Genomic DNA, 24,627 nt, shown 5'->3' with positions numbered 1-24,627 from the left:
TCAAGTTAATGTTCTTTCCTTGAACTCACTTAAATCCAATAGAGCAAATGTTAATGATATGATGTGATAATGACTAACTAGTAGTCATTATTTTAGTGATAAGCGATAGTTATTATGGATGGCCACTTGATCCTGAAGTACCTCTTCGACTTGGCTTTGCAGCCAATGTAACAATTGTGAGTTTCGATTACGCATGTGGAAGTAATTAAAAACAGGGTAATTGTATGGTTTGCCGTCGATCTTAATCTCAATTCCCCTAAACTCAGGGTATCTGTGGATCGGAAATAAGTTAGAATGTGGCATAATCATGTCGGTATGTTGGACTACATCCATAATTGCAAGCATTAGCTCTGAGCGAAAGCCAACCTTGCCGTCCAGCCCATATTTTCTCATCATATCTGCCGCAAAGCTGCGGTCATCGTTGTAACCAGGGATTACGATTGAAGCCAGCTCATATGGTTCGAAATCTTTTAATACCGCTATTTTAACATCTAGTGGGTGATCTTTGCGCACCACGGCCAATCCTGTTAAGTCCAGAACTTTGTTTCTATAGAGGTCTTTTGGGTAGTCAAAATTATAATTTAACCCCATTAAGATTTTACCTTTCTGGATGTCTTCGACTGTATTATGCGACCAACTGACCATCTCAATATTGGCTTTGGGAGCCAGTTTTTTTATTTTTGCGAACAACGGGCCACTTAAACAGACCATGACCGCAGAGGTTAATGCGACTTTGATAGTTTGATTAATAGCAGAAGGGTTAAAATCGATAGAGTTGTTTAGTGCTTCTTCCAGTCCGTTGAGGTGTGGAGTAATGAGATCGGCGAGCTTATCTGCGTAGGCGGTTGGTTCCAAGCCGGTACGCACTTTAACAAATAACTCATCATCAAAGTGGTTACGAAGTTTTTGCAGAGACTGACTGATCGCTGGTTGCGAAACCAGTAAGCGCTCGGAGGCCTTTCTCATGTTGCATTCTTGATGAAGTACAATAAAGGTGCGTAGCAAGTTCAAATCTAAGCGAGAAAACAGATCTTTGGCCATGGTGATCCTCTGTACGACAAGATTGCTTTCTCATATTGTGTCGCTATTTGCTGATGGTGGCAACTACTTCAGCAATTGCAGCTTTACTTGTAATCGGTACCACAAAGTCATCGATACTTGGACTACCCATCTTAGCTTCTTCACCATAATATTTCATGTGGCTAGGGCGAGTGGACTTTCCTGAGAGATGAACTTCAGTCACTCCTGTTGTGTTGATAATGCGAGTGACGTTTTCAGCCGTTAAACCTGCACCAGCCATAATATTGAATCGACCTGCTGCCAATACCACCATCTCTTTGAGTACCTCAACGCCTTGTTCGACATTTGGCGCTAGCCCAGAGGTCAATACGCGCTCGCAACCTAATGATGCAATTTGCTCGATAGCTTGCTTATAGTCACTACACTGGTCGATTGCGCGATGAAACGTGACGCCCAATTGAAGCTGGTGGGCTTTTTCGACTAGCTGCTTAGCTAGTGGCATATCAATCTCGCCCTGATCAGTGAGTACGCCCAATACCACGCCTTGTAGGCCTGCATTCGCCGCAGACTCTATATCGAGAAGCATAGAGTCGATATCGTCTTGACCGTAGAGGAAGTCTCCTTGACGCGGTCGAATCATGGCATAAACAGGGATAGTGGCGATTTGGGCGGCTTTCTTCATCAAACCATAGCTTGGAGTGAGGCCACCTAATGCCAGAGATGAACACAATTCGATTCTGGTTGCGCCACCTTCAATGGCGTTATGCAGAGATTCAAGGTTATCGATACAAACTTCAATGTGGTAGGTCATTTCAAGGTGATTAGTCATAGTTGACTCGCTTTGGAACAGTGAGAATGATGAAAGTGTAATCGCAATGTGTTGCCCCAATAAGGGTAAAGTTTATCAGTGAACTTTTCCTCTTTGTCTCTCATCTACCATTGAGTGTTTAGAAAAGAAAACAGTAGTAAAGAAAAACGCCCTACAGCAGAACTCTAGGGCGTTTTTGAAACTACTGAGACTTAAGCCGCGTCTTCTTTTGGCTCTTCATCTTTCACTGCTTTTGGCTTTTTAGGCGCTGGTTTACGTTTCGCACCTAAAGCGTATAACACTTCTTCTTTGTTCTGAGCCAAGAACATGGCAAGGTCTTCTTGTTTGCCTTCGTCTTCTAGCAGATCGCTTTTACCGAGCAGTTCAAATAGCTCATCTGCCATATCGAGCATTTTGTCATAAGCGTCAGCTTCGGCTTTAGAGGTAAAAGTCATTTTCTCTTCTCCGTTGCGTTCCACCACGTACTTGACGATTACAGCCATGGTTAATCCTCTAACAATTTTGATTATTCAATTACTGTCTGTTTATACAGTTTTTACGTGTTTAAGTCTAGGTCAAGTATCAATTCTGAGAGCTAAGTGGCGACGCGTTAGTCAACATTCGTTATTCGAAGGGTTATCGGTTCCATTGATGACAAAACTCAATAAATGCCTTCAACAATGGACTCTGGTATTTCTCTTTATGGACTAAAAGCCAAAACCGCCTTTGCATATCGAGAGGCACCTTAACCTGGGCGATTCTTCCATCACGTATTGCAGGATCGGCAGACAGCTTAGATAAGCAACCAAACCCGAGCCCAGCAGAGACAGAGTTGATTAGCGCCTCAGTGGTGTTAAGTTGAAATGCTTCGTGCCAATGTTCAATCCTAGGCGCGATGGCTCTGAGGAAAAACTCACGTGAACCAGAGCCAGCCTCACGCAGAATCCAGTCACTTTTTTCTAGCTCATGAACCGAAGTCGTAGCCTGATTGGCAAACGGGTGATCTGGATGACAGACAATGCACATCTCATCTTGGCTGAACTGAGTTGATAAAAGTTCTGGATGGAGCGTTTTGCCTTCAATTAATGCGATATCTAATTCATAGTCGATCAGCTTTTGGCAAATTTGTGCCGAGTTGGAGATGAACAAGCTTTGAGACTTATGCTCAGTCTCATTACGAAAGTCGCTAAGCAAATAGGGCGCAACTTGATTTCCTATCGTATCGCTGGCACCAATATGAAGTTGTCCAGAAAGCGTTTGATCATCATCGAATAACACATCAATACTTTGAGCTCGGTTGAGCAGTTCATCGGCTAGCGGCAACAGCTTTTGCCCCTCTTGATTGAGAATCAAACGATTATTAACTCGATCAAACAGGGCATGGCCAATTTGCTTCTCTAGCTCAGAAAGAGCCATGCTGACCGCGGCTTTAGACAGAAAAAGTGACTCAGAAGCCGAGGTTAAGGTATCGTGCTGAGTGATTGTTGTGAACACACGAAGCTGTTTCAACGAAATATTGCTGGCCATAGAATGATTACGTTTAGGTTATCTTAACGAGTGTTTTAGATAATTAGATATATTAGAACGAAGTGCAAGCGTAAACTGACCTCAATGAAAGAATTTTGAACAGAGGTTGCCATGATTCAACGAGCAAAAACAAAATTGATGGGTGCTCCGACTCCTATGGCTGGATTAGCACTAGGTATCGCGAGCTTAGGTTGGAGTTGGGAAAACTTTGCAACGTTAAATGGTTACGGCCAGTGGATCAGCGCCGCAGTGGCCACTGTGTTATTGGTGATTCTCGCGGGTAAATTCCTTATCCATAACCATTTGCTTCAGCAAGATTTAGCGCACCCTGTTGTTGGTAGTGTGGTGCCTACGTTCGCAATGGGCACTATGGTGGTTTCAAATTCTCTCGGCTATTTTTACCCATTAGCAGGTGATACATTATGGCTATTCGCGGTTATGTTGCACGTTGTGTTCTTGGTGAGCTTTTTGTACCACAGAGCAAAGCAGTTTGAGCTTCACCATATGGTGCCGAGTTGGTTTGTTCCACCTGTAGGCATTATCGTGGCGGATGTATCGTTCTCTGGTAATCCTGTATTGGCTCCAATCGCTAACGGTGCACTTATCTTTGGTATGCTGGCGTACGCAGTAATGTTACCAATGATGATCTATCGTTTTATGTTTACCCACGAAATCCCTGATGCAGCGAAACCTACTATGGCTATCATGGCAGCGCCTGCAAGCCTGTCGTTAGCTGGATATTTAACGGTAACGGCCGACCCTTCACCAGTGATCATTGGTCTGTTGTTTGGTATTGCGATTTTAATGACTGCAATTATCTACTTGGCTTTCTTTAGATTGTTACGCCTACCATTTAGCCCAGGCTACGCGGCGTTTACGTTCCCAATTGTTATTAGTGCTACAGCTTTGTTCAAACTTACTCACTGGATGGAATCGGTTGGCGTTGCAGCTAAATACATCAACCAGGTTCACTTTCTTGCTGGACTAGAGTTAATCGTTGCAACGGTCGTGGTGAGCTATGTCGCTATACGTTACCTGCACTTTTACCAACCCCACAAACTAACAGTGAGTAATGCGTAGCCTTTTGACTGAGTCAGGCGGTGATTATTCTCTGCTACGTTATGCACTTATGCTAATCTGGCCTTAATAGCGGCAATATTAGTGTGAGTGCATTTTGTTTACTGTCTACCATTCCAACCAAGTCGATGTCTTAAAGTCACTGCTTGTTGAGCTCGTTCGTCTCAATCCATTAGAAAACCCTTTCGATAAAGAGCAGATCTTGGTGCAAAGCCCGGGGATGTCTCAGTGGTTGAAGATGGAACTGGCTAAAGAGTTTGGTGTAGCCGCGAACATTGATTTTCCTCTGCCAGCGACCTTCATCTGGAATATGTTTACAGAGGTGCTGCCAGACGTGCCTAAGCGTAGCGCCTTTAACAAAGAGTCGATGACGTGGAAGTTGATGCACATCTTACCTAGGCTTTTGAATCAGCCAGAGTTCGAGCCACTTAAACGTTATCTAGAGCAAGACGAAGACAGCTCCAAGCTTTATCAACTCTCAGAGAAAATCGCCGATATCTTTGATGGTTATTTGGTTTATCGACCAGAGTGGATTGCCAGTTGGGAAGCGGGGCAAGCGGTATTGGAATTGGAAGATGAGCACCCTTGGCAGCCGATTTTATGGCAAGCGCTTTACGATCATACCGTTGCCTTAGGTCAGTCACCTTATCATCGCGCCAACTTGTACGAACACTTTATCGATAGCTTAGAAAACTTTCAGGGCAGTTTTGAACACTTGCCTCAGCGCTTGTTTGTGTTCGGAATTACCTCACTGCCGCCACGTTATTTGGATGCGCTTAAAGCCATTGGCGAGCATATTGATGTCCACCTGATGTTTACCAACCCTTGTCGTTACTACTGGGGTGAAGTACGAGACAGAAAGTTCTTAGCGCGTTTAGCGGCAAAACACCGCAAACATGTGGTGTGGAATCAAGACCACTCAGAGCAACAGGGCGAGAGTGAGCAACTTAAAGGCTCGATTGAAGATAACGTACTTGATGAGCTACATACCGATGCGGTGGGGAACAGCTTACTCGCTTCAATGGGTAAGTTAGGGCGCGACAACATGTATCTTCTTTCGCAGCTAGAGTCCCATGAGATTGAAGCCTTTGTTGATGTCGAGCGAGATTCATTGCTGCATCAACTTCAAGCAGACATTCTCAATCTTGAAGAGCATCAAGATGATCATCAGTTGGAAAGCAGTACGCATAAACAAGTGGTGCAATTAGGCGATAAATCCCTCACGCTGCACGCTTGCCATAGCCCGATGCGTGAAGTGGAAGTCTTACATGATCAGCTATTGGCGATGTTTGATGCCGATCCAAGTTTAAAGCCGCGCGATATTATTGTCATGGTGGCCGACATCAATGCCTACAGCCCAGCCATTCAAGCCGTGTTTGGCAACGCACCCGGTGAACGATTTATCCCTTACTCTATTTCTGACCGTACCGCCGACCAAGAAAGCCCAATCCTTAATGCATTTATGCAGTTGGTTAACCTGCCAAACACCCGTTGTTTGGCGTCTGAGTTACTCGAACTGCTTGAAACTCCGGCGATCTTAGCTCGATTCGGGTTAACGGAAGATGAGTTTATTCTCGCCAAACAGTGGGTCGAAGAGTCGGGCATTCGCTGGGGATTGAATTCGACCACAGGACAAGAGTTTGATTTACCTGAGACAGCACAAAATACTTGGCAGTTTGGTATTGAGCGCATGTTACTTGGCTATGCCATGCCAGAATCAGCAGGGCTGTTTGAATCCAAGTCAGGGGCGCTGTCACCATACAATGAAGTGCAAGGAATGGGAGCGGAGTTAGCGGGCAAGCTGGCGCACTTTATTGAAACGATCAGCGATTACCGACACAAACTAGTACAAACTCAACCAATTGATAGTTGGCGCGAAATACTTACTTTGCTGCTGGATGATTTCTTTAGTGTTGAACTCGAAGGTGAGGCGGCGCTGAAGTCGATTCGTGACACCTTAGCCCACTTAAAAGAGCAACTGACTGACGCAGCCTTCGAGCAGTCATTATCTCCGGCGATTATTACCACCTATTTGAACAACAAGCTGTCGGGGACGCGGATCAGCCAACGCTTCCTTGCTGGACAAGTTAACTTCTGTACCTTGATGCCGATGCGTTCTATTCCATTTAGAACGGTGTGCTTACTGGGCATGAATGATGGTGTCTATCCACGTTCTATGCCGCCAGAGGGCTTCGATCTGATGAATGGGCGAACCAAACCAGGGGATCGCTCTCGCCGGGATGATGACAGATACTTATTCTTAGAGGCCATGCTGTCTGCACAGCAAACGCTATACATCAGCTATGTTGGCCGCTCAATCCAAGACAATACCGAACGTGTGCCATCGGTGCTGGTTTCTGAGCTGATGGAGTATTGCCATCAAAACTACCGCCTAGATGGAGATGAGGTGTTAGCGAGTGATAAGTCTGGAGAAAAACTGCTATCAGAACTCATCACTCACCACTCTCTGGTGCCGTTTAGTGCCACCGCGTTTGTCGGTGAGCATCCAAGTTATGCTAAAGAGTGGTTACCTGCAGTAAATAGATTAGGCCAGGTAAGCGGTGAATTTAATCGACAGCTGCAAGACTACTTACTCGATGCCACCTACCCATTAGAGCTGGATCTGGTTGAGCTGCAACGTTTCTGGCGTTTGCCAGTGCAATACTTTTTCAATCGCCGCTTAAAGGTGATGTTTGAGCCACCGCTGCCGGTAATGGAAGATGACGAGCCCTTTGTGCTCAATGGCTTAGAAAGCTATCAAATGCGCGACAGTTTATTAGATAGCTTACTCAAACAGCAGCTTTCGGGTGGTCAAGATAGCAAAGGTGTGATTGAAAGCTTTGTTAAGCAGCAACGTGCTCAAGGGAAATTACCGGTTGGCGCATTTGGTGATATCGAGTTTGAAACTAATCGAGTTCAGGCGCAGGAGCTAGTGGAAAAACTGACCTTCTTATGTGGCAGCGAAGCTAATGACCTCGAAGTAAAACTGACATTTGATGTCTTAGGTGAGGATAAAAAGATCAACCTAACTGGCTGGTTGACACAGTATTATCAGTCGGGCTTGATTCGCTTTCGCAGCGGTAAGATTCGTTCACAAGACTACTTGTCCGCTTGGATAGACCACCTAGCAATGTCGGCGATGGGCATTAGTAAGCGCACCCATATGATTGGCTATGATCGCAAAGAAGGGGTTGTTCATCTTATCTACCCTGAAATTGCAGATGCTAGCTACGCTCATGGCTTGTTATCTGAGCTGGTTCGTTTGTTCTATCAAGGTATGACCGAGCCGTTGTGCTATTTCCCGAGAACTGCATTAGCGGGTGTTGAAGCGGGATTCAGTCGCGGAAACTGGGTGGATGATGAAGAGAAATCACTTAAGAAAATGGCCGATACATTTAACGATAGTTTTATGGCAGCAGGTGAAGGCAATAACCCATACATCTCGCGTATCTGGCCAAGTTGGAATGATAATTTAGCAGCGCAGGCACGCACCATCACAACATTGGTACTGCAAACACCTCGACTAGAGGCAAAGACCAGTGAAGACGCGCAATAGATCAGCTTAGTGGAAAATAGGTTGAAGGAAAGTAGGTGGCCGCCAGTAAATCATTATAGTGTAGGGCGTTCGCTGTACGGCCACAGGTCAGAGGGACCATTATTCGGTGGGCTTGTTGCAACTAGTCAGCTTAGACAAGCTTAGAGTTGCTCAACACATGGCGCGCATAGTAGCGATTTGGGTGTGGACGTACCGTGAGAAAGATCTCACCCCCTCCCAATAATTCAATAGCTTGTATTGATAGTTTGAGTTTTAGAGTCTGGATCACATTTGGGTCCTGCTATTTCAGTAAAAAGGCAGATATTTTATGACAGCAACGTCAATGGTTACTCCGCTTAATGCCATGACTTTTCCCTTGCACGGTGCACGATTGATTGAGGCATCGGCGGGTACAGGTAAAACCTTTACTATCGCTGGCTTATACCTAAGGTTGCTTCTCGGTCACGGTACATCCGAGACCAAACATCCGGTGCCGTTGACGGTCGATCAGATTTTAGTGGTGACATTTACGGAAGCGGCAACCGCAGAACTTAGAGACCGAATCCGCGCTCGAATTCACGATGCTCGTCTTGCTTTTGCCCGAGGTAAAAGTAGCGACCCTGTGATTGAGCCTTTACTTGATGAGTTCAGTGACCACAAACAAGCCGCGGAGATCCTTTTGCAAGCGGAAAGGCAAATGGATGAAGCCGCGGTTTATACCATCCACGGCTTTTGCCAACGTATGTTAACCCAAAATGCATTTGAATCAGGCAGTCGCTTTAACAACGAATTTGTGACCGATGAGAGTCATCTTAAAGCTCAGATTGTTACCGATTACTGGCGACGTAATTTCTATCCTTTGCCGCTTAATTTAGCCGGAGAAGTGCGCCGAATCTGGAATGCCCCCTCTGATTTACTACGCGATGTGACTAGCTATCTGACTGGTGCGCCACTGAGCCTGTCTGTTGCTGCGATGAGTGGAAGTTTAGCGGACTTACATCAACAAAATCTAAAGCGTATCGATGAATTGAAATCGCTATGGCGAGAGCATCAGGATGACTTTTTTGCCCTGATTAGTGACTCTGACGTCAACAAGCGCAGTTACACCAAAAAGTCATTACCGATTTGGCTCGAAGCGGTCAATGTGTGGGCGGCAACAGAAACGACAGGCTATGACTATCCAGACAAACTGGAGAAGTTTGCCCAGAATACCTTGGTTGAGAAAACGCCGAAAGGCACCGCGCCGCAGCACCTTGTTTTTGAAGCGATTGATGCTTTCCTTGCTGCGCCAATCAGTCTCAAAGCGCCTATTCTTGCCCATGCGATTGAACATTGTCGCGAAATGTTGGCAAAAGCCAAACAGCAAAAACAGTGGCTTTCTTTTGATGATTTGCTGACTAATCTTTCTGCCGCTATTGATGGTGATGAATCTGAGCTACTGGCAGAGCGGATTCGAACTCTTTATCCGGTCGCTATGATTGATGAGTTCCAAGATACCGATCCTCTTCAATACAGCATTTTTAGCCGTATCTATTTGAACAATCCTGAATGTGGTTTGTTTATGATCGGTGATCCTAAACAGGCAATCTACGGCTTCCGTGGCGCAGATATTTTTACTTACATCAAAGCGCGTAATCAGGTTTCGTCGCACTTCACTCTAGGTACTAACTGGCGTTCTAGCGCGGATATGGTCAGTGCGGTAAACCAGATTTTTGAATTGCCTTCGAGCCCGTTTATTTACGATAAAGATATTCCATTCTTGCCTGTCGACTCTAGCCCCAACGCGGATAAACGCGTTTGGACTATCGGTGGTCAAAAGCAACCCGCGCTCACTTATTGGCTGCAAGATGCCGACGAGAAGCCATTACCAAAAGGTGAGTACTTAGAGGCAATGTCTAAGGCTACCGCGGATCAAATCCAAACAGTTCTCACGGCTGCGCAAAATGAGCAAGCGTTCTTTAACGATGGCAAAGGAGAGCATTCGATTCAGGCGGGTGATATTGCAGTATTGGTTCGAACCAGTAATGAAGGTCGTATGGTGAAAGAGGCACTCGCCAAACAAGGTATTGCGAGTGTTTATCTATCAAACCGAGACAGTGTGTTTACCTCGCTTGTTGCTCAAGATATTCAGCGTTTATTGCAAGCGGTACTGACGCCGGAAAATGATCGCGCCTTACGAGCAAGCTTAGCTTCTGAAATGTTTGCTCTCGATGCGGGCAGTTTAGACAAACTCAACAACGATGAAAATGAGTGGGAAAACGCAATCAATGAGTTTAAAGAGTACCGTAAACTCTGGACTCAGCGAGGCGTGCTCCCTATGTTGCGCAGTGTGATGAGCAAGCGACATATTGCCGAGCGTTTACTAGAAGAAGAAGGTGGAGAGCGTGCACTGACTGATTTGATGCACATCGGTGAGCTGCTACAGCAAGCAAGTCAGGAGCTCGATAGTGACCATGGTTTACTGCGTTGGTTGGCTCAAGCTATCAGTGATGCACAAAATGGTTTAGGTGGCAGCGAAGACCAAATCCAACGCTTGGAATCAGAGCGTAATTTGGTGCAAATCGTAACAATCCACAAATCGAAAGGTCTGGAATATGATCTGGTGTTCTTGCCTTTTGTTCTCAGCTATCGCGAGGCTAGCGAAGCAAAATACTATGATGAGCAACAAGACAAAACCATTTTAGATATTACTGGGCAAGATACTTCTTTAGCGCAAGCTGATAAAGAGCGCCTTGCTGAAGATCTACGCCTAATCTACGTAGCGCTTACCCGTGCCGTTTATGGCTGTTTTGTTGGGGCTGCGCCACTAAGAAATGGTCGTTTTACTAAAGAGCCAACCGGTGTTCATCACAGTGCGATGGGGTATTTGCTACAAGATGGTAAAGAAGGGGGGATCAATGATCTCACTAATGCTATCCAACAGCATGTTGATGGGCTTGAAAGTGTGCGATTAAGTGACTTACCAGAGCCACAACAAGAGGTCTTCGTTGCCCATACTTCGCAGCAGCAAGATTTAACCGCAAGCGAGCTGAAAAGTGTGATTGATCGAGATTGGCGAATCACCAGTTATTCTGGATTGGTAAAACAGGGCTCTCATCATAGCTCAGATGCCTTTACCGACTTAATGCATCTTGATATTGACTCTTCCGATGAGCACGATGAAGATGAGTTAGTTGAACCAGAGCAGTCCATCTTCACTTTCCCGCGCGGCGCTAGGCCCGGTACTTTCCTGCATACGTTATTCGAAGAAGTCGAGTTTACCGAGCCAAGTACTAGCGAAGCGAATACTGAGATTATCACTCATCTTCTCGACAGCGAGCAGCTAGACCCAAGCTGGCTACCGATTTTACAGCAGTTGATTGATACCGTGTTAGCTACGCCACTGGATGGCAAATCTTTGCTGCTTAACCAGAAAGGGCCAAGCCAACGATTAGTTGAGATGGAGTTCTTGCTACCGATTGAGGTATTGGCGGCGCCCGCATTAAATCGCGTCATCCAACGTCATGATCCTTTATCTGCTAAGGCTGGTGACCTAGGGTTTTATACCGTTCAAGGTATGTTGAAGGGCTTTATTGACTTGGTGTTTGAGCATCAAGGTAAATACTATGTCCTTGACTGGAAATCGAACCACCTTGGTGACGAAGTCGGTTTCTATCACGGAGAGGCGCTAAAATCTGCCATGGCAGATCATCGTTATGACCTGCAATATCAAATCTATGCCTTAGCGCTACATCGCTTCTTATGCAGTCGAATCGCAGATTATGACTACGATCAGCACTTTGGTGGTGTCTACTACCTATTCCTTAGAGGAATGGACGGAGAAAGCGAGCATGGTATTTTCTCTGCCAAACCAAGCCTAGAGTTTCTTAAAGATATGGACAGACTCATCGATGGGCAAAGCGTCGATGCGAAAACGAATCAAGCTGGCCAGATGGAGCTACTGTAATCATGACTACTCTTATTTCTGTGCTTAAACAACTGGCAAACAAATCCAGCATCAGACAACTTGATTATCAGTTTGCCCGCTTTATCGCTAGCCAGTCTCAGGATGATCAGCTCGCTTTTATTGCGGGTGTAGTTAGCCAAGAACTTGGTAAAGGCCATATTTGTCTGCCGCTGTTTGATGCAGAAGGGCAGCCTGTCGATCTCGCTGCTAAACTGGGTTTGTTTGGCGAAGCGGCGCTAGAGTTAAATCAAACAGTGGTGGCGATTGACTGGGTGTCCTTGCTCAACAACTCTTGTTTGGTGGCTAAAAACTCAGCTGAAGAGAGTGAAGCGCTACCGCTGATATTTGATGGTGAGCGACTCTATCTACACCGCTATTGGCACTATGAAGTGACCTTGGCTGAGCGTTTGATTAGCTTTGGGTCACCTATGATCCTAAAGCCTAATGAAGTCCAAAAACTTTCCAATCTTCTTGATCATCTATTTGCTCGCAACTATCGCTATCTATTTGAAGCAATTAATAAATCTCAGCAAGAAGGTGACTCTACCCCTGTGATGCGTCAGCGTATGGTTTGTGACCATCTAGACGTTGTGGCAGAGGATAAATTAGATTGGCCTACCATAGACCAAAAGCTCCTAGCTGCTAAAAACATTGAGCAACTTTCGGTGTTGGACGAGCTAGTCCCTTTGGCTGCTTGTGTGAATTGGCAGAAAGTCGCAGCTGCGGTTGCACTGAGTAAAAGGTTTGCCGTGATCTCTGGTGGTCCGGGAACAGGTAAAACCACCACGGTAACCAAACTACTTGCTGCTTTGATTGAGCAAGCTCAAAGCTCATCGCAGCACAACGGTCAAGCTGAGCAGCCAACGATTAAGTTGGTCGCACCGACGGGCAAAGCAGCTGCGAGATTAACCGAGTCGATTGGTAAAGCCGTGGCAGAGTTACCTGTAGCACCTGAACTAAAACAAGCCATTCCAACTGATGCCAGTACATTGCATCGCTTGCTCGGCGCACTGCCTAACAGCTCAGAGTTTCGACACAACAGAGATAATCCACTCCACTTAGATATGCTGGTGGTCGATGAAGCCTCAATGGTCGATTTGCCTATGATGTACAAATTGGTCGATGCGTTACCTAAGCATGCCAGATTGATTTTACTGGGTGATAAAGATCAGTTGGCATCAGTAGAAGCGGGGGCGGTTCTGGGGGACATTTGTTCTTTCAGCCAGCTGGGTTTCAGCTATGGTCAAGCGGCTCAAATTGCTCGCTTAACCAGTTTTGAAACACTGGCTCACACCACTAATACGCAGCCCTCTATTGCCGATAGCTTATGTATGCTGAAGAAGAGCTATCGATTTGATGCTCGTTCTGGGATCGGTCAATTAGCGCAAGCCATTAATGCTGGTTCGGCGCAAAAAGTTGACTGGGTGTGGCAAAAAGATTTCTCTGATATCGCTAAGTTTCCGATTGATAGCCAACACTACAATCAAATGGTGCAGACTTTGGTTGCTGAATATAGCCATTACCTTAAGCGAATTGATGTGCAGCAACTTGATTCTGCAACAGGCGAAGTCGAAACCATGGCGAAGCGGGCCAAAGCAGTATTGGATCAGTTTGCTCGCTGTCGTTTGCTGTGTGCTATTCGTGAGGGCGACTTTGGTGTTACTGGGCTCAATCAACGTATTGAACGTGCACTGGCGGCTAAAAAGTTGATTCAGACCCAAGACGAGCTTTGGTATCACGGTAGACCTGTAATGGTAGCGAGAAACGATCACGCATTAGGTTTGTATAACGGTGATATCGGCATTTGTATGCTGGATGACTCGGAAAGCGAGCCAAGATTGAAGGTCTTCTTCGAACTGCCAGATGGCAGCGTCAAGTCAGTGTTGCCAAGCCGTGTACCAGAACACGAAACCGCTTATGCGATGACGATTCATAAGTCTCAGGGGAGTGAATTTGAGCATACGCTAATGATTTTGCCTCCAGATTTTACTCCGATATTGACACGCGAGTTGATCTATACAGGGATAACGCGAGCGAAGAAACGTTTGAGTTTATACATCGATGAACGAGTGATGAAGCGTGGAATTAAGCTTCGAACAGAGCGGGCGAGTGGTCTGATTGCTAGGTTAGCGGCTAAACAATAGTGCTGAGGTATTGTGAGTGGTTATTAGAAATAGAAAGTGAGTAACCATCCCTGGCTACATAATTTTTATGATGGCTGAAATGCGTTAGTGAAGGAAATACTTCTGATTTTGTAGCGCTCTTGGTAGTTCAAGATAAAGGCTTTTAAGCCTTCGCTAACTGGAAAAACGCAGTGCACATCTAAGCCTTCAAGGAAATGGTTATCAGCCATATCCCAGAAACTCTGGACAGAGTTACAAACGATGGTTCTCATAGACAACTTGCTCATTAGTGACGTTCTAAAGGCAATCCATGCGGGCCTAACTGAGTTAGGCAAAGAGTCCAATGACCCCGAAAGGGAGCTCCTCATTGAGGAGCTCAAATTCTAACCAATCAGCTATATGAAATAAAGTGAAGATTTGTCAGCTTTAAGTTTGTAATCGATTTCTTTCGTCTCATCGATAAGACTTTCACGATGACTCTTGATCAGACTTGTAGTGCCAAGATCTTAGAGCGCCTTTGATAGTTGTATAAGCTTTGTTTAGTCATTGGTAGAGATTCGACCCCTATTTCAAAGAAGCCTTGCTCTCTGAACCAATGCAAGCTGTGGGTTGTTAGCACGAATATTTGATCGATACCTTGAGATTTAGATTGATGCTTCATGTGTTTTAACAACAGTAAGCCACGGTTGCCATCACGGTACTCGGGGTGGATGGCGACGCACGCCATTTCAGCCATACGGTCTTCTCTATAAGGATACAGTGCTGCGCAACCTATTATCAGCCCGTCTTTTTCGATAATGGTGAACTGATGCACTTCTTGTTCTAGTTGTTCCCGTGAACGCCTTACCAATACACCTTGCTCTTCTAGTGGCCTTATAAGGTCGAGTATCCCGCCGATATCGTCAATTTGCGCCTGGCGAACTTGTTCTGCGCTTGCCATGACCATTTGAGTACCGATACCGTCGAAAGAGAACAGTTCTTGAATGAGAGCGCCATCTTCTTTGTAGCTGATTAAGTGGCTACGTGGCACACCAGCACGGCACGCAGTAGTTGCAGCACGCAAGAAGCGAAGCGTACCCGAAGCGTTATCATCGTTTTGGTTACGGTCGTTTTGCAGGCGCTGAGTGATTTTTTCTGCCTCTTTAGGGAACAGTTCAGCAATAGCATTACCGTTTTCGTCAATGATCCCTTGCTCGGAGCAGAACCCGATGAGCTTGTCGGCCTTCAGTTTGATAGCGACTTGAGTCGCCACTTCTTCAGACAATAAATTGAATGAATCGCCTGTCACAGAGCTAGCAATTGGCCCCAATAAGACAATTGAATTTTGATTCAATGCTCGATTAATGCTTTCTATATCAATTCTGCGAATGCGCCCACTGTGGCAGTAATCTATCCCGTCATCTATACCTAAAGGTTGAGAGATAACGAAATTCCCGCTAACGATATTGAGCTGAGTGCCGGCCATTGGGGTGTTATTGAGGCTCATTGAAAGACGAGCCGTGATAGAGAGTTGGAGTTGTCCCGCAGCTTGCATTACAAGTTGTAGGGCTTTCTCATCGGTGATGCGAACACCTTTATGGTATGGGGTAGTGTGGGCGTTAGCTTGTAGTATCTGATTAATTTGTGGGCGAGCACCGTGAACCAAAACAATTTTTACACCAAGGCTATGAAGTAGTGCTAAATCACTAATAATGTTGGTAAAATTATTGTCTGCAACGGCTTCACCACCTAGCATGATCACCATGGTCTTGCCTCGGTGAGCGTTGACATAAGGAGCGGATTGACGGAACCCTTTAACTAATGCGGTACTACGAATTTTCAACGTAACGTGCTCTTATTGAATTTATATACGATAATATTGTCTTTTTATTCATTTGTGGCAAGTGTTTTTTGAAGGGAGTGACGAATAACAACGTCGTAAAATTACCGCGCTCTGTCATTGGTTGGCCCAGTTAGCGTATAGTGTCTGGCTCGGTAAATTTTTGTATTTGTAATGGTATCAATACCAAGAGGTTTTAATGGCCGGAAGTGCTTCAGATAAGCGTACGCCAAAAAGTAAAAAAAGATGGTTAGAAATCAGTGTGCTAGCTGCAATTGTAGTGGTGCTGGGTTTAATGTTCGCAACCTTCGGTTCACTTTACGACAAGATTTCACAATCGTTCTGGCCACCACAAGAGAGCGTTTACGGGACTTGGGTTGAGCAAGATGTAGCAGGATACGCAGCTCAAGAGATCATTATTGGTGCTGAAGGTATTTTTATTCAAGGCGGGGTTGTCTCTACAGAATTTGTCTTTGACGGAAAGTTTCTTAGCTTTACTACTGGTGAGGGCTCGTTTAAATATGAAATGCTTAACGAACAATACACTGAAATGAAGTTAGCCACAGACGCTTATTATCAGCCGACCTTCCGTTTGTTAGAAAAACACAAAAATAACCTTCGTTAACAAATAGGTAATTGAGATTTAGCCTAGAGTTTGTCATCCTCGTGGTATCATTTAAAAGGGATGACTTTCGTGATTAAGCCTCTAGTACCCATTTTCATCACAGCCCTGCTCGCGGGCTGTGCTCAACCTACCGATAGAGCTCAGCAATATTTAGATGAAGAGTTCACTAACACTTTAAATAAAGTCACCTCCGTGGATTCAGATAAACCGCAAGATTTTACTGAGTTCCAAAGACAATCTGAAGAAGTTATCAACAACTCGCCGTCTATGGCGAAGATTTACCAACCACTTTATGAGCGGATCAGTGAGTGGGCGCTTCAAAGTGGCGATACATCCGAACTCGCTCAGTTTGGTATTCAAACTGCGCAATTGGGTGGCGGAGATAAAAAAGGTAATGTGTTATTCACTGGATACTTTTCCCCAGTGATGGAACTTCGTCATACGCCAAACGAAAAGTTTAAATACCCTGTATATGCCATGCCGGATTGTGAAAGCGACTGTCCAACTCGCGCTCAAATTTATGATGGAGCCTTGGAAGGGAAGGGGCTAGAGCTCGGCTATGCAGCGAATATGATTGACCCATTTCTAATGGAAGTACAAGGCAGTGGGTTTGTTCACTTTGAAGATGACGATACGTTAGAGTATTTCGCTTACGGCGGTAAAAACAATAAAGCTTACGTCAGCATTGGTCGAGTATTGATTGAGCGTGATTTAGTCCCACGCGAAAAAATGTCGATGAAGGCGATCAAAGAGTGGGTTCTAGAGAACGACGAAGCGACGGTGCGTGAACTGCTTGAGCAGAACCCATCATTTGTTTTCTTTGAACCGAGAGCTGATGCGCCAGTAACAGGGTCGGCAGGTATTCCGTTACTGCCAATGGCATCGGTAGCCGGTGACCGCTCTATATTCCCTATGGGAACCCCAATTCTTGCAGAAGTGCCACTGCTCAATACCGATGGTACTTGGAGCGGCGCGCACCAACTAAGGATTTTGATCGTGTTGGATACAGGCGGTGCGGTGAAAGATAACCACCTAGACCTTTACCATGGTATGGGGCCAAGAGCAGGAACTGAAGCGGGCCATTACAAACACTTTGGCCGAGTCTGGAAGCTAGGGCTTGAGGATTCTCCAACACAAGCCCCTTGGGCGTTACCACCGGAAAAGTTACAATAACCATCGGTGAGGATCTCATCTAGACTTTTTAATCAAGAGTGCGTATAAATCGCACTCTTCTTTTTTGTACTGAGCGGACAATCAATATGCGTGAACTCGACTCTCCTGCTTCTGAAAATTACGACCAACGATTCGGTGGTACTCGCAGGCTTTACGGAAATAGTGAAGTGGAAATACTGCGTGCAGCTCATGTTTGTGTTATTGGCATTGGCGGGGTTGGTTCCTGGGCAGTTGAGGCCTTGGCGAGAACGGGCGTAGGTGAGTTAACCTTAATTGATATGGATGACGTGTGCGTGACTAATATCAACCGTCAAATCCATGCGATGTCAGGGACAGTTGGCCAGAGCAAAATTGAAGTGATGGCCGAGCGAGTTAAGCTTATTAACCCAGAATGTAAAGTGAATCTTATTGATGACTTTATAACTCCGGACAATCAACAAGAGTACTTGAGCAAAGAGTACGACTATGTGCTTGATGCGATCGATAGTGTAAGAGCGAAAGCCTCTTTGCTAGCGTATTGCCGCAGTAACAAAATAAAGGTAATTACGACAGGTGGTGCAGGCGGCCAAGTTGATCCGACTCAGATTAAAGTCGCTGACTTGACTAAGACTATTCAAGATCCACTCGCTAAGAAGATCAAAGACACGTTGCGTCGTCATCATAACTTCCCAACCAATCCGGCGCGCAAGTTCGGAATTGACTGTGTCTTTTCCACAGAACAACTGAAATACCCTCAGCCGGATGGCAGTGTGTGTGGAGTAAAATCAACAGCAGAAGGTCCTAAACGCATGGACTGTGCAAGTGGTTTCGGTGCTGCAACGGTTGTGACTGCGACGTTTGGTTTTGTCGCCGTGTCGCGTATAGTCGAAAAGCTTATCCAAAAATACAGCAAGTAATATTAGCGGAGCAGATAATGTCGAATTTTCCTCCATCTCCATTTGGGCGCGATATTTCTTCGCAAGATATCGTAGAAACAATGCAAGCCTTTAAAGGCTGGGAAGAACGCTATCGCCAAGTCATCCAGTGGGGAAAAAAACTTCCCAAAATGCCAGAAGAGCTAAAATCTGATCAAGTAACAGTATCAGGCTGTGAAAGTACGGTTTGGCTAGTGAGTGAGAATATTGATGGAAAATGGTACTTTTGTGCCGACTCAGATGCTCGTATTGTGCGTGGATTGATTGCGATTGTATTAGCCGCATATGAAGGAAAGAACAGTGAAGAGATTGCTGCTTTCAACATCAATGAATACTTTGATCTGTTGGGGCTTGTTGCCCATTTAAGTCCATCGAGGGGAAATGGGCTGAAAGCGATCGTTGAGCAAATCAAACTTGCGGCAAGTCTATAACGATACGAATCTAGAGCATCACACCCCCATAACACCACAAGGTAATGTGACTCATTCACGGTAATTGAAATAAAAAAGGTTGGCATTGTGCCAACCTTTTTTATTTGTCGCTATTGCAGCAAAAGTTTTAAAGCATATCGACGGCTTTTTCTATCGCTGAAACTAGGCGTAGTACATCTTGCTGAGTGTTATAGATACCGAAAGATACCCTCACGGTTCCTTTGACTCCTAGGGCATCCATTAAGGGGTGAGCACAATGGTTGCCGGCGCGGACAGCAATACCTTGTTGATCGAGCAGAGTGGCAATATCTTGGTGATGAACACCATCTATGACGAAGGTGAGCACGCTAGAGTTGGGTTGATAGCCCAGAATATCGATGTCTTCTATACTGCTCAGTGCTTGGTAGGCTGCATGTTGCAATTGATGAATATGCTGTTCGACATCAGAAAGATTAAACTCTTTATACCATTCAATGGCAGTAGCTAGAGCGATGGCGCCTGCCACATTTGGAGTGCCAGCCTCAAACTTACCTGGTAACTCGGTAAACGTGGTGCCTTCGAAAGAGACGGATTCGACCATTTTCCCACCCCCATGCCATGGTGGCATGGCATCAAGCAAAGCAAGTTTGCCATACAGCACGCCAATGCCGGTTGGGGCATACAGCTTATGGCCGGAAAACACAAAAAAGTCAGCGTCCAGCTGAGATACATCGATTTTTTCGTGGACAATGCCTTGTGCACCGTCAATCACTACCACAGCATTGTGACGATGGGCTATCGCGATGACTTCTTCAATCGGTTGCCTTGTGGCGGTCACATTAGTGGTGTGCGCCAGGGCGACGATCTGAGTTTTCTCTGAAATGGTTTGCTCAAAAACGCCCAAATCAAATTGGCAGTCAGACGTCATTGGAACCTTAACGACTGTTGCGCCAGTCTGCTCTGCGACAATTTGCCATGGAACAATATTGGCGTGATGCTCCATTTCGCTGACGAGAATTTCATCACCTGGCTTGAGTGTGTTTCGAGCGTAGGTCTGAGCAATTAGATTTAGGGCCTCTGTTGCTCCTCTAGTCCAGATGACCTCTTTTTCAGACTCTGCTCCGATAAACTTAGCGACGGTTTTACGAGCTTGCTCGAATTGGCTAGTAGCATTGGCTGTTAAGCTATGGCTGCCGCGATGAACATTGGCATTTTGAGCACTGTAATAACGGGTAATAGCATCGATGACGACTTGCGGCTTTTGCGTGGTTGCCGCGCTATCCAAATAGACCAAAGGTTCTTGATTTACTGTTTGGGTGAGTGCAGGAAATTGCGCACGTACCGAGCCAACATCAAACATTATTCGTCACCAAATTTATGATAGTGAAGGGTTGGGTTAGGGATCATTGGTTCAGCGACATTCCATGCATGCTCTTTACCTGAAAGGTAGATAATGATTTCGACGGCGAACTCAAGCGCTGTACCAGGACCTTGGCTGGTAATTAGGTCGTGGTTTACATCGATGGTGACTCGCTTAGCACGCCACAGCTTCTCATCAATATGAGATTGAAAGCTAGGGTGACAGGTCATAAGCGCGTCTGGGTAAAGGTTATGATGCTTCAACACCAATGCTGGTGCCGCGCAGATTGCAGCCACTAAACGTCCGTCGTACATTTGTTGCTTAACGATTTCGACCAACAGTGTGCTGTCTCTGAATGTTTCTGCACCACCGACACCACCTGGTAATACAACAGCATCGAATTCATCATCAGCGACATCGACCAGTTTACATTCCACAGTCAGTACAATCGAACGAGAACCTGTCAGTGTCAGTTCACCTTCAAAGTCTGCACTAGCGACAACGACCTCATAGCCTGCGCGTCTTAGAGTATCAATGATGGTGATGGCTTCCATTTCTTCAGTGCCGGAAGCAATAGGCACTAAAATTCGTTTGCTCATTGGTGAGTCCAATCTCGTTCTAGTTTTTGTATTTTGTCATAGAGGCGCTGGTTTTCTGGGGTCGGTATCCCGTGTTCGCGCGCTTTCTTTAGTAAATAGCCAGTAATAAAGTCTATCTCGGTTTTTCGGTGATAGAAAACATCTTGATGCATTGAAGATAGGTTATCGGCGGTATTGCGAATGACTGACTGTACGCTTTCGAAAAGGGTCGCACTACTGATAGCGTACTCTTCCGCTTCCATAACCAAAGTAATTTCATCAACGATGTTTTTGAGTACTGGCTGATATGCAGGCTGCGCGAGCTGGCCGTTTTTACAGCCTTCTATGGCGGTAAGAGGATTGATGGCACAATTGATTGCAAGTTTAGTCCACAATGCCAGTTGAATATCAGGGTTCCAGACTACGCTTGGCAGCGCATGATTGAGCACTTCTTGGATAAACTGGCACTTTTCACCTTTAAGATTGTAACCGCCAACTTGTGTGGCTCCATGACCTGTATGCAATACCTTATTAGCATTAGGCTTGTACGCACCATGAGTGGTGGTGGCCAGTAGTAAAGGTTGCTGGAGTTGGCCCGCCAACTCATCTATTGCTCCCATACCGTTGTGCATAACCAGTAACATGCATTCAGGATGAATATGAGCGATTAAAGGCTCGAGGGCGCCTTTTACTTGCCACGCCTTAACGGTGACGAGAATAAGGTCAGCATTTTCGACACTTTCTGCCTTTTTGTTCTCAAATTGAATACTGGGTTGTTCATCAAGCTGAATACTAAGATGGGGAGCGAGTTGATTGCCCCAGATAGAGACATTGTGCCCGGCTTGCTGGAGTTTCGTAGCCCATAGTGAGCCAATTGCACCGGGGCCAAGTACCACAATATTCACTGTATAGCCTCAATAGATGATTTGTGGCAAGGATAATGCGAAGCGAGCCTAAAGCAAATGAAAATGTTTGGAAAGTAAGGTTAAATTCTAATCGCCAATAAAAATGGCGCCATTCGGCGCCATTTTCGGATGCTACAAAGTTCAATTAGAACTTGTAAGTTACAGAAACGTAGTGACCTGCACCTGATGATTCTGCTTTAGCAGACTCATCCCATGGTAGACCTGCACCATCTTCGAAGCCATAAACGTCGCTGTACAGTTTTAGACCGTAACCCACAGCAAACTGATCTGAGTGCCAGTAGATACCGTTGAACATTGCACCGCCGTGGCTGGAAGTTGCATAACCTTTATCTGTGTCCATACCAAATTGGTAGTCGATGTAACCTTGGTATGAGATAAATGAACCATTTTCAAAGAAATAAAATGGTTTGAACCAGTTAGTCGAGATTTGGTAGCCGTTCCAATCTTTTTTGTTTGAATCGTAAGTACCGTATACATTTAGGCCTACTTTACCAAACCAAGGAACCATAACATCTGAGCCAAGACCTACTTTTTGAGTGTTAACGCCTGGGCTACCGTCTATACAACCTGTATCGTTGCAGTTAGTAGCACCGCCACCACCCCACTCCATAAGAGTTGCAACGTAAAGTTCTTGTACAGGACCGAAAGATAGATCTTTACCTGTTAGGCCGTCTAGAGACATACGTGGGGCAAACTTCATAAAGATTTTTTCCGATTTAGCTTTGTCGCTGCTTGAATCAGAAGTTAGGTTGAACACATCAACATAGCCATAAAGATCGAAGATGCCGTTACGGCCACCAAATTCCATCTCTAAATAGTCATGAGTAGATTCTGATACACCTTTCTCGTTGAAAGCGCCCATCAGGTTAAACTGAAGGAATTTATAGTCGTTTTTGTGAATATCGCCGTCAGAGTAATCTGCTGCCATAACTGGAGCTGATGTTGCTGCTAACAAGCCAAGAGCTAGAAGTGATTTACGCATAATGGGACTCTCTATGTTTGTATGCTTATAGGCGCTTATCCGTGCGCTACGCTTATCCGAATGACGCGCATAATAGCGATAAAAATCTCAATTAAAAGTGATAAAAGGTGCAAAAATAAACAAATATAGTGATCTGGATCTCATTAGTGATTTATTTAGGGGAACTAAATTCAAGTTGCATTATCTTGCATTGTTATTGTGATCTGAGTTGGTTTTTGGGCTGGGTTTTATGAAATATATGGTTATCGATTAACCAACAATTTTAGTTACTACGACTATATGTCTGAATAGAGTAAAAAATCTATCAAATTAATGTGATATTGGTTTTATTATTTGCTTGGTGAATTGTTTGGTCCGTACAGTGAAAGTAAAAAGCGGCTTGTAAGCCGCTTTTTATTACTTTTCAGATTCTATGGGGTGGTTAGGTTCAGAATCTCGAGCTCTCGCTTGTTCAAGCAGATTACCAAAGTAGTGCCGTAACGAATACAGCATGATCAAACTTGGGATCACCATTAATGCAGTTATTATGAAGAATAGTGACCAGTCGTTTAAGTAGTCCGCAAGTTCACCGCTAAATGAAGCAAGCGTGGTTCGCCCAAAGTTACCGAGTGAGGCTAGCAGCGCGTACTGAGTGGCAGAGAATGCTTGACCTGTAAGCACGGTTAAGAAAGAAACAAAGGCAACCGTAGAGAATGCCGTGGTAAAGTTATCGACGATGATTGTTGCAAGGAATAGGTGTTCATTTGGACCCACTTTCGCGATCCAAGCAAACATTAAGTTGCTCGCTGCCATAGCAACACCGCCGATCATTAAGCCTCTCACTATGCCGAACTTAACGTTGAACATGCTGCCGACGAGAGTGAAGAATATTGTTGCTCCCCAGCCTATCAACTTCGAATAGTGGCCGATTTGCTCGTTACTGAAGCCGACTTCTTTATAGAATGTAATCGACATTCGGCCCAAGAATGCTTCACCAATCTTAAACAGAAATACAAACAGCAAAAGTGTGATGGCGACTTGTACGCCGTTGCGCTTAAAGAAGTCTAAGAACGGTTCAACTACTGTGACACTTAGCCATGCGACCAATTTCGAGCTGACGACTTTCTCGTGACGTTGCTCGGCTTGTGCCTGAAGTCGTTCACGTTCAGTCTTAGGTTCACCTACCAGTAAAGTAAATACCATTAGAATCGCAACGAAAATCGCCATCCCATAGTAAACACCGTTCCAGCCAATTGAGTCGGCATTAATAAAGGCAACATAGCCTGGTAAGGAGTAACCAGTCCACCAACCAATGACAGCCATGGCTGATGCTTGAGGGAGTTTGTTCGATTCTGACTTAGGAAAGGTATCGATTCGGAAAGCGTCAATGGCGATGTCCTGAGTTGCCGATGCTGTTGCAATAGCCAACGCCAACATAGAAGTGAACATCAAGTTGTCTGCAGGATTGACGCCCGCAATAAGCAGGGTACATACCAGCACGAAAGATTGGCACAAGAAAATCCAGCTTCGACGCTGACCTAATACAGCGTGTAAAACAGGAAGCTTTACACGGTCTACTAGAGGCGCCCATAAAAAATTGATGGCGTATACCGCAAATACACTTCCAAAGTAGCCGATGGCTGCACGTGTTAGGCCTGCATCTTTGAGCCAACCAGACATATTCGAGCCAATCAGAACCCATGGAAATCCGCTCGAACACCCGAGCATGAAAACCCACATTAGGCGACGATCTAGATAACTGCGTAGGGTTTCAACCCAGGATAATGATTGGGCATTTTGAGACATAGAGCCAAGTCCTTATGAA

At 45.3% G+C, this 24,627-nt stretch carries 19 protein-coding genes; 8 read left to right on the top strand and 11 right to left on the bottom strand.

Features of this window, described 5'->3' with window-relative positions; translation table 11 throughout:
• Window positions 1-87: 87 nt before the first annotated feature.
• The 4 genes from ACXABW_RS11765 to ACXABW_RS11750 all read right to left on the bottom strand — a co-directional run bounded on the left by ACXABW_RS11765 (window position 88) and on the right by ACXABW_RS11750 (window position 3,355).
• A complete protein-coding gene (locus ACXABW_RS11765; RefSeq protein ID WP_457522830.1) occupies window positions 88-1,041 on the bottom strand; it encodes a LysR family transcriptional regulator in 954 nt (317 codons plus the stop codon).
• A gap of 43 nt (window positions 1,042-1,084) precedes the next feature.
• Window positions 1,085-1,831, bottom strand: coding sequence for a copper homeostasis protein CutC (locus ACXABW_RS11760; protein ID WP_457525012.1), 747 nt, complete (start codon window positions 1,829-1,831; stop codon window positions 1,085-1,087).
• Window positions 1,832-2,040: 209 nt separating this feature from the next.
• Window positions 2,041-2,331 (bottom strand): YebG family protein, encoded by a 291-nt coding sequence (locus ACXABW_RS11755; RefSeq protein WP_252027951.1) that lies wholly within the window; start codon window positions 2,329-2,331, stop codon window positions 2,041-2,043.
• 133 nt (window positions 2,332-2,464) lie between these two features.
• Window positions 2,465-3,355: a LysR family transcriptional regulator gene (locus ACXABW_RS11750; protein ID WP_457522828.1), complete on the bottom strand. Its 891-nt coding sequence runs from the start codon at window positions 3,353-3,355 to the stop codon at window positions 2,465-2,467.
• 111 nt (window positions 3,356-3,466) lie between these two features.
• Between ACXABW_RS11750 and ACXABW_RS11745 the strand changes: the two genes are divergently transcribed.
• From ACXABW_RS11745 to recD, 4 genes are all read left to right on the top strand, one after another.
• Window positions 3,467-4,435, top strand: a complete 969-nt coding sequence (locus tag ACXABW_RS11745) for a TDT family transporter (protein WP_457522827.1) — start codon at window positions 3,467-3,469, stop codon at window positions 4,433-4,435.
• Window positions 4,436-4,529: 94 nt separating this feature from the next.
• Window positions 4,530-7,988, top strand: a complete 3,459-nt coding sequence (gene recC / locus ACXABW_RS11740) for an exodeoxyribonuclease V subunit gamma (protein WP_457522826.1) — start codon at window positions 4,530-4,532, stop codon at window positions 7,986-7,988.
• Between the two features lie 307 nt (window positions 7,989-8,295).
• A complete protein-coding gene (recB, locus tag ACXABW_RS11735; RefSeq protein ID WP_457522824.1) occupies window positions 8,296-11,913 on the top strand; it encodes an exodeoxyribonuclease V subunit beta in 3,618 nt (1,205 codons plus the stop codon).
• A gap of 2 nt (window positions 11,914-11,915) precedes the next feature.
• Window positions 11,916-14,057 carry an exodeoxyribonuclease V subunit alpha gene (gene recD, locus ACXABW_RS11730; RefSeq protein WP_457522823.1) on the top strand — a complete coding sequence of 714 codons (2,142 nt, stop codon included), beginning with the start codon at window positions 11,916-11,918 and terminating at the stop codon, window positions 14,055-14,057.
• Window positions 14,058-14,122: 65 nt separating this feature from the next.
• Here the strand turns inward: recD and ACXABW_RS11725 are convergent, their stop codons facing one another.
• A complete protein-coding gene (locus tag ACXABW_RS11725) occupies window positions 14,123-14,308 on the bottom strand; it encodes a hypothetical protein (RefSeq protein ID WP_457525010.1) in 186 nt (61 codons plus the stop codon).
• 212 nt (window positions 14,309-14,520) lie between these two features.
• Window positions 14,521-15,858 (bottom strand): amino-acid N-acetyltransferase, encoded by a 1,338-nt coding sequence (gene argA / locus ACXABW_RS11720; RefSeq protein ID WP_252027938.1) that lies wholly within the window; start codon window positions 15,856-15,858, stop codon window positions 14,521-14,523.
• 196 nt (window positions 15,859-16,054) lie between these two features.
• Here argA and ACXABW_RS11715 point away from each other — a divergent pair, with 196 nt between their 5' ends.
• From ACXABW_RS11715 to csdE, 4 genes are all read left to right on the top strand, one after another.
• Window positions 16,055-16,480, top strand: a complete 426-nt coding sequence (locus ACXABW_RS11715; protein WP_457522821.1) for a DUF2850 domain-containing protein — start codon at window positions 16,055-16,057, stop codon at window positions 16,478-16,480.
• A gap of 69 nt (window positions 16,481-16,549) precedes the next feature.
• Window positions 16,550-17,653: a murein transglycosylase A gene (mltA, locus tag ACXABW_RS11710; protein WP_252027935.1), complete on the top strand. Its 1,104-nt coding sequence runs from the start codon at window positions 16,550-16,552 to the stop codon at window positions 17,651-17,653.
• 86 nt (window positions 17,654-17,739) lie between these two features.
• The gene (gene tcdA, locus ACXABW_RS11705) at window positions 17,740-18,549 is read left to right on the top strand and encodes a tRNA cyclic N6-threonylcarbamoyladenosine(37) synthase TcdA (RefSeq protein WP_457522819.1); all 810 of its coding nucleotides are present in this window, start codon (window positions 17,740-17,742) and stop codon (window positions 18,547-18,549) included.
• Between the two features lie 17 nt (window positions 18,550-18,566).
• On the top strand, window positions 18,567-18,998 hold the full coding sequence (gene csdE, locus ACXABW_RS11700; RefSeq protein ID WP_457522818.1) for a cysteine desulfurase sulfur acceptor subunit CsdE: 432 nt from the start codon (window positions 18,567-18,569) through the stop codon (window positions 18,996-18,998).
• 127 nt (window positions 18,999-19,125) lie between these two features.
• Here the strand turns inward: csdE and csdA are convergent, their stop codons facing one another.
• The 5 genes from csdA to ACXABW_RS11675 form a co-directional block, all read right to left on the bottom strand.
• Complete coding sequence (csdA, locus tag ACXABW_RS11695) at window positions 19,126-20,337, bottom strand: cysteine desulfurase CsdA (RefSeq protein WP_457522817.1); 1,212 nt, start codon at window positions 20,335-20,337, stop codon at window positions 19,126-19,128.
• The gene (locus tag ACXABW_RS11690) at window positions 20,337-20,936 is read right to left on the bottom strand and encodes a DJ-1 family glyoxalase III (RefSeq protein ID WP_457522815.1); all 600 of its coding nucleotides are present in this window, start codon (window positions 20,934-20,936) and stop codon (window positions 20,337-20,339) included. The genes csdA and ACXABW_RS11690 overlap by 1 nt, the downstream gene beginning before the upstream one ends.
• Window positions 20,933-21,820: a 2-dehydropantoate 2-reductase gene (gene panE, locus ACXABW_RS11685; RefSeq protein ID WP_457522813.1), complete on the bottom strand. Its 888-nt coding sequence runs from the start codon at window positions 21,818-21,820 to the stop codon at window positions 20,933-20,935. The genes ACXABW_RS11690 and panE overlap by 4 nt, the downstream gene beginning before the upstream one ends.
• Before the next feature lie 145 nt (window positions 21,821-21,965).
• Entirely contained in the window at window positions 21,966-22,823 is an 858-nt protein-coding gene (locus ACXABW_RS11680; RefSeq protein WP_457522811.1) for a nucleoside-specific channel-forming Tsx family protein, read from the bottom strand.
• Window positions 22,824-23,219: 396 nt separating this feature from the next.
• Window positions 23,220-24,608: an AmpG family muropeptide MFS transporter gene (locus tag ACXABW_RS11675; RefSeq protein ID WP_457522810.1), complete on the bottom strand. Its 1,389-nt coding sequence runs from the start codon at window positions 24,606-24,608 to the stop codon at window positions 23,220-23,222.
• Window positions 24,609-24,627: the final 19 nt, after the last annotated feature.

The sequence above is a fragment of the Vibrio paucivorans genome, assembly GCF_054053395.1.
The sequence above is the reverse complement of the archived record's forward strand: the minus strand, read 5'-3'. Positions and strand labels throughout refer to the sequence as shown.

Excerpts from the sequence above, each read along its gene's own strand:
- ACXABW_RS11765 (WP_457522830.1), bottom strand. The coding sequence starts at position 1,041 with ATGGCCAAAGATCTGTTTTCTCGCTTAGATTTGAACTTGCTACGCACC.
- recB (WP_457522824.1), top strand. The coding sequence starts at position 8,296 with ATGACAGCAACGTCAATGGTTACTCCGCTTAATGCCATGACTTTTCCC.
- csdA (WP_457522817.1), bottom strand. The coding sequence starts at position 20,337 with ATGTTTGATGTTGGCTCGGTACGTGCGCAATTTCCTGCACTCACCCAA.
- ACXABW_RS11750 (WP_457522828.1), bottom strand. The coding sequence starts at position 3,355 with ATGGCCAGCAATATTTCGTTGAAACAGCTTCGTGTGTTCACAACAATC.
- ACXABW_RS11715 (WP_457522821.1), top strand. The coding sequence starts at position 16,055 with ATGGCCGGAAGTGCTTCAGATAAGCGTACGCCAAAAAGTAAAAAAAGA.
- ACXABW_RS11760 (WP_457525012.1), bottom strand. The coding sequence starts at position 1,831 with ATGACCTACCACATTGAAGTTTGTATCGATAACCTTGAATCTCTGCAT.
- csdE (WP_457522818.1), top strand. The coding sequence starts at position 18,567 with ATGTCGAATTTTCCTCCATCTCCATTTGGGCGCGATATTTCTTCGCAA.
- ACXABW_RS11745 (WP_457522827.1), top strand. The coding sequence starts at position 3,467 with ATGATTCAACGAGCAAAAACAAAATTGATGGGTGCTCCGACTCCTATG.
- recD (WP_457522823.1), top strand. The coding sequence starts at position 11,916 with ATGACTACTCTTATTTCTGTGCTTAAACAACTGGCAAACAAATCCAGC.
- ACXABW_RS11755 (WP_252027951.1), bottom strand. The coding sequence starts at position 2,331 with ATGGCTGTAATCGTCAAGTACGTGGTGGAACGCAACGGAGAAGAGAAA.
- tcdA (WP_457522819.1), top strand. The coding sequence starts at position 17,740 with ATGCGTGAACTCGACTCTCCTGCTTCTGAAAATTACGACCAACGATTC.
- ACXABW_RS11680 (WP_457522811.1), bottom strand. The coding sequence starts at position 22,823 with ATGCGTAAATCACTTCTAGCTCTTGGCTTGTTAGCAGCAACATCAGCT.
- ACXABW_RS11725 (WP_457525010.1), bottom strand. The coding sequence starts at position 14,308 with ATGAGAACCATCGTTTGTAACTCTGTCCAGAGTTTCTGGGATATGGCT.
- ACXABW_RS11675 (WP_457522810.1), bottom strand. The coding sequence starts at position 24,608 with ATGTCTCAAAATGCCCAATCATTATCCTGGGTTGAAACCCTACGCAGT.
- ACXABW_RS11690 (WP_457522815.1), bottom strand. The coding sequence starts at position 20,936 with ATGAGCAAACGAATTTTAGTGCCTATTGCTTCCGGCACTGAAGAAATG.